Raw genomic sequence first — 14,991 nt, 5'->3', positions numbered from 1 at the left:
CCGCGTCCAACCCCCTAAGAACCGTGCATGCGAGTTTCCCAGCACACGGCTCATGCTGCCCGCCTCGCGTGTTAGTACCCATAAGCTACCAAGGTTTTGAAGCCATCACTGCCCTAGACTGACTAACTGCTTCAGTCACTGCCAACTAACCCCAACAGGATCTGTTCCAAACGATCCGCCTCGGAAGCTACAGAGCAAGCGATAAATTCAAGCTCCTCGTTATTCAGATGGGCTATCGGATGACATGCCCTCACTGCCAACTGGCCATGCTCATCAATGTGAAAATCCACCAAATCGAACGCCAGATTACGCCTCAGCGTGTGTGTTATCAGAGGGCAGCCTGCGATGGATTTATCCACCTGTGCGAGTGCCAAGGTTTTATGCTTATCGAGCACGACTGAAGAGAAAACCACATGCGAGCCGCTCAGGCACCAGTCGACCGGCTGCTTTCGGCCTTCGTGATGGAAAGTAAACAAAAGACGGCTATCGGCCTCTTCGTAGATGCTGACTCGACCATTTACCTTGCAAAGTGCTTTGACCTTTTGCCGAATCCCATCCCATTGTTGACTGGGAGAGTCATTTTCAGCTACAGCCCCCAATACTCGCTGGTAGATGTCATCCACTTCGATGCTGATCAGCACCTCTTCACCGCCCGCATAGACCTCTGTGTTGCGTTTGAGCTTCGCCGCCCCAGTGGCAGAGTCATAGCTGTCCCATTGCAAACGAACCAGCGGGGCTTTTTGCAATTCACGTAGCCAGTTCACTCGACTGGACGCGTGCAATTCGCTGTACGAGCAATCAATAGCTGCAAGGGATGTTGCCGATATCAGAAGCCTGGCTAGCCCCTTGGCGCTGCGCACTTGGAAAGCAACAGGCGCCGCCCCATTGCCATCCCAACCCCACCCATTGGTTGTCTCTTGCAGACGTACTGGCGTGGTCGAATCGTCAAGCAACTGGCTCAGGCAGTGCTCGACCTGACTGCGGACATGAGCTAACCGGCGAACCACCCCACCCTGTTCTGTTTGGAGCAAAGAGCGGAAGTCCTCACCAATTAGATCCTCCGTACTGATCTTAAAAAGGCTCTCAAGCGGCTCGGTGATTTGGGGTTCAATGGCGCTCGACTTAGCCAGTTGTTCGCGCATGTCAATGCTTTGCTGGAAGGTCGCGCTGCCATCCCCAAGCCTATGGAGTGAGCGCTGAAAGGCATTCAAGTTAGCTGCGGCCTGCCGCACCTGGAAAAACTCAAGGCTCTCTCGAATATGGGGATAGCCCACCTGGATGAAGTGCTGTCCATATAGCTCACCGGCACTCCCCATGCGTCGATGTGCCATGGATGCAATGCGGTCAACCCGACCTACCTTTTGCTCCAAGGCTATTGGGCTGGCTGAGATACCGTAGTGCTGGATGCTGTCGCAGAAGGTGTGGAGATCCTCTCCTTCCTGAAAGACATCCGTTGAGATCAAAACGCGTGGGTAGCCAGGCATTCTGAATTTTCGGGCCAAGGGTGAGCGGTTGGTGCTGTTCTCACCTGTAGCCCCGCTGACTGGTGACAACGGATTGAGCTGGGCTGTTAGGTAGCGGGTCAGCTTGTCTGCCGAGGTATGGTACGCATCGGCAAAGTTGAGCTTGATGAGCAGGTCTAAGTTACAAGCAAGGTCATACAGGATTTGAAAGGAGCTGAAGCCTGCACCGGAGCTACGTTGTTTCATGAGTAGCTCGACAAAGCCGGTGATCAAATTGCTGTCGGCATCCGTCTCGGTGTCCCCTCTGCGTGCGCTGCGCAATGAGTAGAGATCAATGAATGGATGGTCGACTCGACACGCCACAGCCAATAACTCGGTATGCGTCAGAATCCGGCGTACGGCACGTTCTGCGACCAGCTCATCCTGGGTTGCTAATAGCTGGAAAGTCTCATTACTCCAGGCAGGCGCTATGCTGGCCAGCTCCGATAAAGAGTGCGTTACGTCCCAGAATGTTTTGCGCTCCAGTTCAGCATGGAGAGCGGTCAAGTCTGCCAGGTCAACCTCTGCTTTGAAGCCTTCAAATGCGGTCGACAGAATGCGTCCAGCTGCAATTTTGGCCTGAACCCCGCCTTGCGCTTGAACCGTCTTGAGATAGGCATACTGCGCTAAACGGAAACGCAGCTGCGGTGTGGGCTTTGTCTTTCCATTGCTGTGAATCCATTCCTGCCATTGAATTTGGCAGTCAGCCACGCTTGGCATGCCTTCCAGCGTGGCCCAGTTTGGCTCGAACATGTAGCTGTTCTGCGCCAAGGCATTCCTGAAGTTGAATGGCAATTGCATCAGTTGCTCTGCACCTAGCTCCAGCTCGGCATTTTTACCCCTGTAGAACCAGGTGAAGAAATTCTCGCTACTAGCCCTGGCCTCCCCGTCCTCGCCAACCTCATCAGTTAATGCCTGGTTTCGATCACGAACCTGGGCGCTGTACTTGTCAAACCAGTGGGCGACAGCAGAGTCACTTCGTATGTAGTCCCCCAGCCATGCATCATAAGCACGTTCCAGCTTGAACTTGAGCTCAGAAACACTCCTGACCCGACGTACGAATATCAGCTGCTTCTTGCCCTTCCCGAAGCTAAGCTCATGCGTCTTATCTGCCACCCAGTCCATCTTGGGGTGTGGTGGGGTGGTCTTGAACTCCTGATTGAAATCGTCGATCAGGCTTTCAACCACATGACGATCTTGAGCATCACGTTTATTGCCTTCAATCGGCTGGTCATCCTGGCCATCGAACTCAATGGCTTTGTTTTTTTCGCCTGGCAGGTAGCTTTCGAACGAGGCCAGCATGCCAAGCTCAAAGCGTCCTGCGCAGTTCTCCTGCAAGTACTCACTGACCTTCTTCTGCATCAGGGCAGCAAAAAGGTGCTGCTCAATGGTCATCTGTACTTCAGCAGCCGTACCAGTTCGATGCTCTTGGCGGTACATGTTGCGGGTGTGGATCTTGCCACCTAACTCAATGGCATTGAGTCGGCGGACGATTAGCCTCCCCAATGCTGCTTGGGCCGAGTCAGAGGTACAGTCGTTGCCGGAGGGTAAAGCTGCTTCACGGGAAAGGCCGAAAAGGTTCAGTTGATTGTGTAGGTGATTCAGTTGCCGGTCGAACGGTGTAGCCGACAGCAATAGCAACCGCCCAACGCGATTGGTGTGTTCTGAGTCAGCACCCAGAAGCATGGCTAGCAACTGGTTGCGGTCACTGGTGTCTCGCCCCTTCTTCAGGTTGTGTGCTTCATCGACTACGACAAGATCGAAGCGTGGAAGGATGTCGTTTAAGGCCTTTGCCCAAGCAGCTTTCACTTTGTTCTTCAGCTTTGAAAACTCAGATCCCGATAACCCATCGTGGAGTTCAGCCCGCAGCTTGTTGGCTGCCTCCATGTGTTGTGGCAGCAGTCGAGCGAACTGACTCAATGATGCTCTTAGGTCAGCGACGGTATTGCCCAGCGCAAAACTGAATGCTGACGTACAGATGAAGTAGTCACGGTTACTGCTGGTAGCAACGGCCTGAATCAGCTCCGGTAAACCAAGGCATACTAGATAAGGTGCAACGGGTTGGTTGCCGAGCCCCTTTACCGAAAGGTCACGTGGGACATAGTTGTACTCGACGAAGCTCCTGTAGTCCTTGACCCATTTGTCGCGTACATTGTTCTTGGGCAATAGGTAAAGCACGCGTAATGAGGGGTTAAAGCGCCTCATCAACGCAGCTACTCCCAGGGCGATATATGTTTTACCCATGCCGACCTCATCAGCAAGGTAGGCTACCCGGTGATCTGCCAGTCGATTATGCAGGGCGACAGTCCCTTCAAGCTGCTGCACTGCAAGTTGCTCTAGTTCTTGCTTGCCAGCAGAAAAATCAATCAGGCTCGCAGCCGTGGCTTGGTTAATCCTTTGCAAAGCAATCCCCTTCCCTGCTTGGGCGCGTCATCGTCGCAACAGGCTCAAAAAACTTGGCTTTAAACCAGCGTAAAAATTGTTCGCCCTTTTCTTCGTCGAGCTGAGGCAGAAGCTCTCCCTGCTCCAAGGTCAGGAGTGCTGTTTCTGCATCTTCGAGCAATGACGCATCCGCATGCTTGTTAAAGCGCTTCAGTAGATCAGAAACGCTCAGTAACGTCAGGTAACGTACGATCAACGATGGAGACTGCTTGCCGGGGGGCTTAGTAATGGTCTCAAGCAACTTCCTTAAGGAATCAGGTTGTTGGCCGCGCAGGTAGTACGTCAAGGTCTGTGTGTCACCGCCCTGCTCAGCTTTTTGTAAGCGGCCTGCGAGCTCCCAAAATGCCCCGTTAACCTGGGAAAATTCGGAGAAGAAGCTCTCATAGGATCCCTCAGACGTGAGCTCAGGTAGAAACTCATCCTTAAGGCCCTCCTCTTGACTGGCATGAAGCAGCCGGACAGCCAAGTCACCAAATAGCTCCAGGCGACGCGCCTCATGCATGCCTATGAAAATCCTGAGCAGTGCCTGCAAGTCCAGAGGGGGCAGATGAGTCGGCCTACAGAAGAGATTACGTTGCGAGATCAATATCGTGCCGATGGCATGCTTTCCATCCGAGTGCCAGCGCGCCTGGATCAGTGATGATCCTTGAAGGTGCTGCTTCAGCTGTGAGGCTGGAATAGCTTGGTCTTCCTGGGCATTGAGCCGTACGTCGAGTAATACGTCCAATGCACTGCTGAGTAATGTGAGCGAGCCCGGTTTAGCGGTCGTCAGATGAAGGGTTTCGCTCTGCCAGTCAAACAGCGCATGGATGGCTGGCATTTCCTCGCTGCTAAGGTTGCTCTGACTTTGGGCCTCAGGCTCTACCTTAAACTTGTCTGGTGGTGCCTGAAGTGGCGCGAGCAAGCACTTTGTTGCATGCCCACGAAGTAAGAAGCCGGCTTCCACATTTTGGCGAAAGGCTTTGAAACTCAGGTTAACTGAGCCCACGAATGCCCAAGGATCGCTCCCCAGAGACTGGTAGATTTTGGCATGGAGCTTTCGGTGACCGGCTTTAGGGTCGAGGTGATTCTTGCGAATGGATTCAGTCCAGCGCCCCCAACTGATCGTCTCGTTGGATAAAGCCTCGTAAACCGACTCTCGATCAACCAAAGCCTGACCATGCTCATCTAGTGGTAACAGCACAGTGGTTGATGGGTGGCGCTTGAGTAGGTTTATGATGACCTGATTGTCACCTTCGGCAGCAAAGAACGGACTGATCACTTCTAGCGGCGCATCAGCGTTGGTCTGCTCGATGATGAATGCGTCGAATTGAGTTCGCCCTTCGCCACTACTTGAGAAGTAGAAAGCACAGCTGGGGTCGGCAGCAGTGGACTCGAAGGATCGCGCCACATCAAGGATGGCCTCCAGCACAGGCGCAGGTGTCTGAGCCTGGAAGAAATGCAGCGCATCCAGCAATGGCTTATGGATGTTGCTGGGGGCAAAGCCTTGGCTCAGTTCGACCCAATGGCCGACCTCAAGATTTTCCCACCAGCCCGCCTTGGTCAGATTGAAAGAGCCAGCCCCTAAAACGATGCTCAGTTGCTCGGATTTGCGTTCACGAACGACAAGCACCATGAGTTTGGCATGTTGGCAGGCACCTCCTACTCGCATCGGCAAGTAGTCAACCTCAAGTCGAGGCGCCAGCTGGGGATCAAATACGTCCAGGTCGTACACAACTGCCAAGCGCCCAGTGTGTTTGCGCATCAGGCTCTGCAACTGGTAGTAACGGATAGTTTCGTTGCTGGAAAGGGCTGGACTTCCCAATAGTAGGGGTAGGACTTCGAGCTCAAAAAAATCTGGCTCAAAGCTGTACGTGCTGAAGAATGCCTGCATGACCTCCCGCTCGCCAATGGTTGCGCGGAAAGCTTCACTTATGGTCATGGCCTTCATTGCACGGCCTGCCTGGCAATCTGTAGAAACGAGCCAATGAAATAGGTATTCCGCCACGTACCTTGGCAGTACGTACTTAGGGATGCCGGGATAGATGCACGATCATTGGCGACGCGCACTCTCAAGACATCACCCTGCCATTCAAGCCACGCAGCTCCGCCCCGCTGCTGCATGACTAGCTTGTTTTGCTCCAACACGCAGTTGATCAGGGCATCAGCATCAGGCGCGTTAGCTGCCTCGAAAAGCCGCATCAGGAATGCTCGATGCGGAAGCTTTGCTACTGCCTGCCAGACATTAGTGAACCCCAAGCCTTCATCCAGGCGTGGCTGAAGAATATCCAGTAGAGCCGCACGGTCAGAGCCTTTCTGGCCCTGTAACCAGTCCATGAGTGTGCCCGCAAGCACAAGCATTGGCTCTAGGGACTGAATCTGAAGGATTGTTTCTCGCAGATCACCACTCGTTTTCGAGGAGTCGCTCAGCCACCTACAGAAAACCGGAACACTGATCTCGCCATTGAAATGGCTGAGGTAATCCGTTGCTCTGCTGTACAGCTCCATCTGCAATGGTTTTGCTGATTGCCAGTTGAGCAGTGCCTGCACCACCGTGCGGCGCAGTTGTCTGTCTCGAAGCATGCGATGAAACGCAGTAGCAAGGACATCGAGATCAGACACGCTGAGTTGACTATGTTGAGCAAGGGAATTGAAGGCGTTCCATTGATCTTCACCCAAGCACAGAACCATCTCGGTTACGAGTGCCCGCCCCTGGTCAGTCAACCGTCGCTCTGCCCCCGAGATCAGACCTGCTACCTGCATGGCTGTCGAGTACAACCCCCATAGGCCGTAACTCAGCTGGTTGCTCAGGATCTGTGCCGACTCAGCCTTGCCAAGAGACAGTTGGCCGTTCTTGAAATTGGCCTTTGCCCGAGTGATGCCCAGAAAGTTTTCATTCCCAACAGCAAGGCGCAGATATGCCGCTAGCTGTTCAGCACGCAGAAATTTCGTTTGGATCTGTTCGAGTTGATCTGTTGAAGCGTTTGCCTGTGCACAGCATAGCAAACTGACCATGAAGTTATCGAGGTTGCTCGTGACAGTGGTAAGGTTGCCGACCACCTTACGCCCGATATAGCTCCAGATTGCCTCAATCCCCAAAGGGTCTCGCGACCCCTTGGGCCGTGAGCGCTCATCCATGAGTGACAGCACTGTAAGCATTTGATTTTTCCCAAGCATGGCCGATGTAGCCACGTACATGATGTCAATCTGCCCATATTAAGCCGGCAAATCAACAAGGGCAGACACTCCGTCTTGTACCGCGTCTTTATGTCTGAGATGGGGCAAAGTCCTTTGCACAGAAACTGGGAGATCTCAGCTGTGTCCGGTGCGCGAGCACCGGGCGGAGCAGGAAAGGCCAAAAGCCGTAACCCTGCTGCCCACGCCGCTGAGAAGTCGGATACGTCCGTAGTACCTGAGAAGCCATTGAACAAAGGGCCTGGCACTGCGGAGATAGTAGAGGAAAGGGACGTAGCCAAGGGAAACACCGACAGACCTCCCGCGCCCCGGACACAGAGCCGGATCAGTTACGAGTCGATGGGACTTGAAGGTGTACGTGAAGCAGCCAGAAGGAACGAGGGCATGCAGTTCACGCCATTGTTGCACCGCATCACACCACAGTTATTGGCGCAGAGCTTTTATGCCCTGCGCCGCGATGCTGCGGTGGGCGTGGACGGCATGTCGTGGCGAGACTATAAGGAAGGTCTTCTCCAGCGTGTATTTCAACAAAGGTCTGGTTGCCTTGCCGGCCTACGTACTGGGCGTCAGAGAAGGTCATCTGCTTCATCGGGAAATTCGGGCATCAGCATCGGCATATCCCATCAGACTCGGCGGATCTTCTTCAGGATTTCCCTGAGTGCAGTTTTTCTGGCTATATGCCACTATTCGGATCTTTGTTCGGTTTCCAACATAACCAACACAAGACGTCAACACGTTTGCTGTGCTGACGATGACGACATGACGGAAAGAATGATGGAAAGCTAGGATAGCTTCCTTCAAGGAGATGAAATGCACGAAAGCACCATTGAACTGTTTCGCGATGAATCCCTTCGATTGCTGCAAGTGGAGATCGACCTGCTGCAGCGCATGAAGGATGCGAAAGGTGTTGTTGTCGAAGAGCACGCCGAGGAGCACCAGACCTTCTCGTCAGCCAGTATCGACAAAGATTTGAAAATGCTCAGTGGCGAGATGAGCAAGCTGGAGCGCCTGGAAATGGTACTGGCTGTTGTCGGTACCATGAAGGCCGGTAAGTCCACGACCATCAATGCCATCGTTGGCACTGAAGTGCTACCCAATCGCAACCGCCCCATGACGGCGTTGCCAACGCGGATTCGCCATACGCCAGGTGTCAAAGAGCCCGTTCTGTTGTTGGAAAACAATGGCCCGATCAATGCGCTGGTGGACAAGCTGCGGAAGGTTATTTCCAAATCGGGTGGTAAAGAAATTCTGGCGGCCAACGCGCACGATAAAGACATGACGGCGCTGCTGCAATTTATCCTCAGCAAGCAACCCTTCGAGCATCGTCATGAAGGCCCGGAAGCCATCTTTTGGTTCCTCAGGAGCCTGAACGACCTAGTTCGACTGTCTCAAGCACTAGAGGTTGAGTTCCCGTTCGACTGCTATGCCAGCATCGATGACATTCCGGTTATCGACGTGGAGTTCGCACACCTGGCGCATCTGCCGGGCAGCGTGGGCAGTCTCACACTGCTCGATACTCCCGGCCCGAATGAGGCCGGCCAGGTTCATTTGCGTCATATGCTGCATGAGCAATTGAAAAATGCCTCGGCAGTATTGGCTGTTCTCGACTTTACCCAGCTCAAGTCAGATGCTGACCATCAGGTGCGCGAAGCGCTTGAGGAAATTGCCGACGTTGCGCAAGGACGCATGTTTGCCCTGGTCAACAAGTTCGATGAAAAAGATCGCAACAGTGACAATGCTGAGCAAACCCAAAACCTGGTTGCCGAGTCCTTGCTCAAGGGGCGCCTGGACGTTTCGCAGGTTTTCCCAGTGTCGTCGAAGCTGGGCGATCTGGCCAACCGGGCCAAGCGTGAACTGGATATAAACGGCTGTCTTCCGCCGATCAACGGCGAAATCAACGCTTGGGTCGAAGACTTTGGGAAAGCTGCTTTCGGCGCGATGTGGGAGATGCAAATTGAAGATCCAGGCACGGTAAGGAAGACCGCCGACCTGTTGTGGAAAGCGTCGAAATTCTCCGAGCCGCTGGACAACGTTATCCGCAAAGCCCACAGCCAGGCGGCGATGCTGGCGATTTCCTCGGCCGCCGCCAAGCTGGTGGACATTTCCAGCAAGCTGAATAATTTTCTGGACGTTCGCGAGGTGGCGCTGGGAAAGAGCGCAGAAGAGTTGGTCGGGCAAATCAACTCTTTGCTCAGTGATATTGAGCGAATCAGTGACCTTGAACGTCAAACCCATGCCGACACGAAAAAGGCTCTCAAAAATATCAAGGTGAGGATGGAGCGCGCGTTTGACGCGATTCGCAGCGACATCAACGATGAGATTTCTGAAGGTTTCATCGCCGCGAAGAAAACAGAAGAGCAACAGTCTATCGAGACTGCAATCGCTAGCTCTATGGGGTCATTACGTGGGTTCTTGGGGGTATGGGATGCACTCAAGAGGCAGACTGCTGGTCAAACAAAGCAAGCATCACGTAAATCGGGTAGCAAATTTGGTCGAGAGTTCGATGAAGATAATCCGATCATCAGCCTGAACTCTCGAGAGGACGCAGAAAAAGTTGTCAAGGATATTGAAGAGGGTGTTCAGCAAATCATCGACTCAAATGAGTCGCGCCTGATCAAAGACTCTGATCAAATCCTCAAGGATTTTCGTATCACCTTCGAGCAGGATATCTCGACTCAAGCCAGCTCCATCATCGGTGAGCTTAATCAACGGCTCAACGGCTGTGGCTTTTCGATCGAAATCAAGATGCCCTATACACCCGCACTGTCTATGCGCGAAGGCCGTGGCGAATTATTGCGTGGCGTCATCGAAAGCAAGCAGCGTGCAGTAACCAAGCGTCGTCGCACCACCAGCTTGTGGGGGCGCTTGTGCGAAGTGTTCGATACCGACGACTGGGGTTGGGAGACTTATTCTACGACGGTTGGTTACTACGAAGTGGACATCGACAAGGTCAAGGGCTCTATCGACAAAACCATTGATACGCTGTTCGCCGCGTTGGCTACTGCGATGCTTGAGACGATCGAGAAGCCCCTGGAAGAAAGCGTCAAGCAGTTCTTCGATGAGCTCAAGCTGGCCGTGGAGTCGCTGCGCAGTGACCTGGCACAAAGCATTCGTGACAAACAAACCAGCCAGGAACAGCAGAAGGCACTCGCTGAGCGCCTGGCCGAATTCAAGCGTCAGGTGCCGGGGCTTCAGCAGGACAGCGCGGCGCTCAAGCGAGACGTTCAACCGCAAGAAAGTGAGGTCATGGCATGAGTGAGTCAAATGCCATACCGCCGAATGCTGAAGTTTGCCAACTAATGACCTGCCTGCCGGAAAAGTTCGTCGTGGATTTTGCCAATGGCATCGATGTGGCCCGCGAGCGTCAGCGTCACATGGCTACGCGAACCGGTTTTTTCTCGCGGTTATATGATGGGTTTACTGGGCAGGGGACTCGTCATCAGGCCGAGATCAACGCCAGCCTGACCGACGGCATTGAAGGTTCGCTGATTTGGTTGCAAGACCTCTCTGAGTCCTTGGCGCGTAGTAATCATGCGATTGTCCAGATTCAGTCCCGGGTGAATGGGATGAAGCACGATATGGCGCATCTCATTGACTATTCAGTAACCACTCGGCAAGCACTCAACGAGCTTTCACAGCGACTGGATGAGCGCTGTTATGCATTGGAGCAGCAGGTCGCTCGCATCGATATCCTGCAGCAGGCCCACCTACACCTCGATGGTGTGTTCAGCAAGTGGGGGGCGGGGCGCTTCAATGGCCTGAGTTTCTCTGGCCGCTGCTATGCCGCCCTGGAAGAGCTGCGCTGGGGAGCGTTTGGCAATTACTGCCAGACTGTGTCGGGACATGAACGTCAGCAGCAACTGGAGCGCCTGGCCAACCTGGCCATCATCCAGTTGAACCAAGATGCCAGGCTTACCCCGGGCGAACGTATTGCCACCCGTGAGCGCTGGCTAGCTAGACCGGCAGCCAACACTGCCTGGCTTGATGGTGAACAAGCGGTTAGTTACCTCGGCGACTGGGCTGATCCGTATTTGGCACCGTTCTCGTATGCAGTATCGCAGACACCTGACGAGTTGCCCCTGCATTTGCCTCGGTTAGGCTCAGCTCAGCGCATGACTGAAGGCATGATCAGTGAGCTGTTCATGGAGGTTTCGTCATGACCGAAGCGATGAAAGTTGGCCTGGTGTTATCGGGTGGCGGCGCTAAGGGCGCCTACCAGGTAGGCGTGCTCAAGGCTTTGAGCGAGCTGGGAACGCAGATCGACGCCGTATCGGGGGCGAGTATTGGAGCCCTGAACGGTGGTGTTTTGGCCTCGGCCCCTTCGCTGGATGTGGCCATCGAACGCTTGGAGCGGCTGTGGGGGCGCCTGGCCATGGACTCACCGTTGAGCATGAAAGTGCCAGGTTATCTGACTCTCCTTGTGGCTGCGGGCTTGCGCGTGCAGGGAGCGGGTATCGCCCTGGGCGTTCTGCACGCGGTACAAGGTATTGCTCAACGGCTGGATTTGGCGTTGCCGAGCTGGCTCGATGGGGCTGACGCAGGTGTTCTCGATGATCAACCATTGAAGGCACTGATGGATGAGTTTCTGGTCAGCAAAGATCTCGAACGAGGTCTGCCGTTATACGTATCCTCATATCGAAGCGGTGGTGGACTACGGGACATGGCGCGGGCGCTGAGTGCTGAGTTTGGGCTTACTGATACGCCGGATTCCGAGTTTCTGCACATCCAGTCCCTTGACGAGAAGGTTCGCAAGGACGTGTTGTTGGCCTCGGCAGCCATCCCATTGTTGTTTGCACCACGTCGTATTGAGGGGCAACGTTACTCGGACGGAGGTCAGGGTGGCTGGCAGACCATGCAGGGGAATACACCGATTACTCCATTGCTCGAGGCTGGCTGCAACCTGGTGATCGTTACCCATTTAAGTGATGGCTCGTTATGGAGCCGGCAACGTTTTCCTGGCGCCACCATCCTTGAAATCCGTCCGGGGCAAAGTCTTAACCGCGCCACCGGCCCGCTTGGTGGTGCGCGCGACCTATTGGGGTTCGATGCCGAAAAAATCCCGTCCTGGATTGAACAAGGCTATAACGACACCCTGCACTGTGTCGGGCGAGTCATGGCTGCTCAAAAGAGTCGCAACGCATTACGTGCATCTGAGACAGCATTGTCCGCGATCCAGAAAGATTCGCTGCAGGCTGACAAAGTACTGTCTGATGCAATGGAGCGACTGAAGTAGGTGCGTGCCTGGGTGGCAAGGAGGGACGACGTAATTATGTCGCGCCTCCCTGTCACGCCGGCAGGTATTCCATCCTGGGGTGACTTTCATGCCTGTGCCTATGCGACCCTATACCCACTACTGCAGCTCATGCAGCTGGAGCCATACGGTTATTCCGCTGAGCGATGTACTATTTCCAGGGGACTGGCTCGACCAGTGTCCGACCTGCGGTGCTGCGCCCTTGCAGCTCCGCGCAGCGACTCCTGTGGAATTGCTTGCCGCCCGTCTCAAGCAACTATTGAAGTACCGACGGTGATGTTGCCTAGCTTGAGTCATTGTCAGAGACATACTTGGCGCTCGCCCATGTTGGCTTGACGCGACCATTTTGGCTGCGTGGCGAATGGCCACTCTATTGAGCAGCTTGCGCACCCTGAATTCAGAGATCATCTACGCGGCTTACTGATGCCCTTGGCCGGCTGGAAGCGCTCGATAGCGCGTGATTATTCCAAGCGCATCCTGGATTTCTTGCTGAAAAGCTGATGTGTCACTGACTATGCCGGTATTGAACTACGGACAATCAGCTATCGAGTGGTATTTCCAGCTCGAAACCTACCGTATTCCCCGTCTGCTATCTTTGTTTTGGTGCGGATAGTTTATCTGTTGGAAAGGTGAAGGCCCGACGGGCGACGGGCGATCGCACGTTCGGCAGCGTTAGCTGCACACGGCTGAGTAGGCTTTAAGCTGTATGTCATCGAACGCGAACTCAAGGATGCCAGCAATGAAGAGCGGTTTATCGGTCGTCAGGAAAGAAGCTTGCCGATCCTCGGCCAGTTGAAAAGCTGGCTGGATAAAACGCAGCCCCAAGTCACACCGCAAAGTGTGTTGGGAAAGGCAGTGCACTATCTGGCGAATAACTGGAGCCGGTTGGAGCGCTACGTCGAGGCCGGCCATTTGCCGATCGACAACAATCTTGCGGAGCGTGCGATAAAGCCGTTTGTCATTGGGCGTAAGGCGTGGCTCTTCAGTGACACGCCTAAGGGCGCCACGGCCAGTGCGCAGCTCTACAGCCTGCTCGAGACCGCCAAGGTCAACGGCCAGGAACCCTATACATGGCTGCGCCATGTACTTGAGCGGCTGCCTCACGCCTCATCGATAGCAGACTACGAAGCCCTGCTGCCGTGGAATTGCTTGCCAGAGATGCCACGGTAACCCGCTAACCAAGTGCTGGGCAGGTGGGGTTCATGGATCGCACTCAGTGCAAGGTGCCTGGTGGCCCAGTCCAATCACCGGCCTTACAAGCCAACATTGCGCTTTGTTGCGATCCCCAAACACCCTTTCCGCGACCGAAAGAATTTGTTCGTATCGTCCCAGGAAGCACCGATGCTCTGCGCTGCCAAGGGTGGCGAGCCACCGTATCCCACGGAGCTGCTGATCCACCTGCTGGTGCTCCTTAAAGATTTAAAAATTTAGCCGCCATCAGATAGCGAAAGCGGTGCTTACATCGCTTCCGGATAATATACCGACGATTGGACAATCGCCTACTTACTCGGAGGTTATTCGTATGACGGCTTGTAGGGCGGTTCCGAATAGAAGGTAAACAGCACCAGCTTCTCGACGGGCTCATAAAACATGATGACTTTTTCCGGGCCACCTACTTGATAAGAGCCCGAAGACACCGTTGCAACATGATAGAACGGGTGCCCGGAGGGGCCCTTGGGATACACGGGCGTAATTCCGTTACACTCCTCAGCATAGTACAGCGGCATGCCACGCATCCCTACCAGCCAGAGATCCACATCGCCGCCGATTTGTTCTACAAAGGGATACCGATCCCGGCCTTCCACGCCCCTTCCGGGATGAAGCCAGTAAGGGTCATAAAGATATCCTGTCTTGCGGTAGCCGTCACGAACAACCACAAAAGAGGAACTGCAGTCCTTGTAGCATTCAATCAACTCGGATCGAGCATACGGATAGGGGTCTGAAAGGTCTGCATTTTCTGCATGAAGGAAGAAATAACGAGGATCACCCATCAGGCGGTAACGACCGTCTTCGATTTTGAATCCGATCCAGTTTGTTTGCAGCAAGGCGGAATGATAGTCCGTATGCTCGGTAGCATAACCGACCAGACGATCTTCGCCCGGTTCAAGCGGACACAGCATATGCGCGTAACCAGACCACTCCCGATTAACCGTACTCAGATCAATACTGAAAAGCGGGTGCAGATGTGTGGCAAGGTCGGTTTGATCGGGAACAAAAACGAACTCAGGCTCTGGAAACATGTAAAAATCGGAAGGCTCCTGCGTGTAGTCAGGGCGTCGCGCGATCATCTCCCGGCATACATTTTTGAACGGATCACTATCTCGCCCCTCCTCCCTGAAATTCTTCGCAAGCTCGATAAAAATATTAAAATGGGCATCACTGAGGCTGGAAAGCTCTTTGGCAGAAAATTTGTAATTGTTGCTGTCATGCATCGACAGAACGAAGGATTGCAAATACTGTGCGGAGGCATCCCGCCCGTTGATCAATAAATCGGCATGTGTCTGAAAAGGCGATTCATACATGGCGTTACCGTCCGAGATATTTTAGGTAACCATCTGGAAAGACCTGGCAGGCCAATCGGAGCATTCCGATTGAACTACCAGGCATAAACGACTTTAAACC

Annotated in this window: 9 protein-coding genes and 1 pseudogene; 6 read left to right on the top strand and 4 right to left on the bottom strand. The window is 54.0% G+C overall.

The annotated features are described in order from the left end of the window. Positions 1–131 precede the first annotated feature (131 nt). The 3 genes from ACK56M_RS14035 to ACK56M_RS14025 are packed head-to-tail and all read right to left on the bottom strand — an operon-like array spanning position 132 to position 7,082. Positions 132–3,905 carry a DEAD/DEAH box helicase family protein gene (locus tag ACK56M_RS14035; RefSeq protein WP_102083946.1) on the bottom strand — a complete coding sequence of 1,258 codons (3,774 nt, stop codon included), beginning with the start codon at positions 3,903–3,905 and terminating at the stop codon, positions 132–134. Further along, positions 3,892–5,874: a hypothetical protein gene (locus tag ACK56M_RS14030; RefSeq protein WP_104148361.1), complete on the bottom strand. Its 1,983-nt coding sequence runs from the start codon at positions 5,872–5,874 to the stop codon at positions 3,892–3,894. Before ACK56M_RS14030 ends, ACK56M_RS14035 begins: the two co-directional genes overlap by 14 nt. Beyond that, entirely contained in the window at positions 5,871–7,082 is a 1,212-nt protein-coding gene (locus ACK56M_RS14025) for a hypothetical protein (RefSeq protein ID WP_064314810.1), read from the bottom strand. Before ACK56M_RS14025 ends, ACK56M_RS14030 begins: the two co-directional genes overlap by 4 nt. A gap of 420 nt (positions 7,083–7,502) precedes the next feature. On the opposite strand from ACK56M_RS14025, the gene ACK56M_RS14020 reads away from it, so the two are divergent. The 6 genes and pseudogenes from ACK56M_RS14020 to ACK56M_RS13995 all read left to right on the top strand — a co-directional run bounded on the left by ACK56M_RS14020 (position 7,503) and on the right by ACK56M_RS13995 (position 13,800). Further along, a complete protein-coding gene (locus ACK56M_RS14020; RefSeq protein WP_232892300.1) occupies positions 7,503–7,904 on the top strand; it encodes a hypothetical protein in 402 nt (133 codons plus the stop codon). A gap of 24 nt (positions 7,905–7,928) precedes the next feature. Continuing rightward, positions 7,929–10,373, top strand: a complete 2,445-nt coding sequence (locus tag ACK56M_RS14015; RefSeq protein ID WP_064314789.1) for a dynamin family protein — start codon at positions 7,929–7,931, stop codon at positions 10,371–10,373. Then, positions 10,370–11,278 carry a diguanylate cyclase regulator RdcB family protein gene (locus ACK56M_RS14010; protein WP_064314790.1) on the top strand — a complete coding sequence of 303 codons (909 nt, stop codon included), beginning with the start codon at positions 10,370–10,372 and terminating at the stop codon, positions 11,276–11,278. Before ACK56M_RS14015 ends, ACK56M_RS14010 begins: the two co-directional genes overlap by 4 nt. Then, positions 11,275–12,351: a patatin-like phospholipase family protein gene (locus ACK56M_RS14005; protein WP_064314791.1), complete on the top strand. Its 1,077-nt coding sequence runs from the start codon at positions 11,275–11,277 to the stop codon at positions 12,349–12,351. Before ACK56M_RS14010 ends, ACK56M_RS14005 begins: the two co-directional genes overlap by 4 nt. Before the next feature lie 717 nt (positions 12,352–13,068). Then, positions 13,069–13,539, top strand: a pseudogene (locus tag ACK56M_RS14000) (IS66 family transposase); the annotation flags it as partial. Between the two features lie 60 nt (positions 13,540–13,599). Next, positions 13,600–13,800: a hypothetical protein gene (locus ACK56M_RS13995; RefSeq protein ID WP_144188268.1), complete on the top strand. Its 201-nt coding sequence runs from the start codon at positions 13,600–13,602 to the stop codon at positions 13,798–13,800. An 83-nt stretch (positions 13,801–13,883) separates the two neighbouring features. Here ACK56M_RS13995 and ACK56M_RS13990 read toward each other — a convergent pair whose 3' ends face one another. Further along, positions 13,884–14,891, bottom strand: coding sequence for a hypothetical protein (locus tag ACK56M_RS13990; protein ID WP_232892301.1), 1,008 nt, complete (start codon positions 14,889–14,891; stop codon positions 13,884–13,886). Positions 14,892–14,991: the final 100 nt, after the last annotated feature.

The sequence above is a fragment of the Pseudomonas sp. s4 genome (assembly GCF_046764235.1).
GTDB lineage: Bacteria > Pseudomonadota > Gammaproteobacteria > Pseudomonadales > Pseudomonadaceae > Aquipseudomonas > Aquipseudomonas asiatica.
The sequence above is the reverse complement of the archived record's forward strand: the minus strand, read 5'-3'. Positions and strand labels throughout refer to the sequence as shown.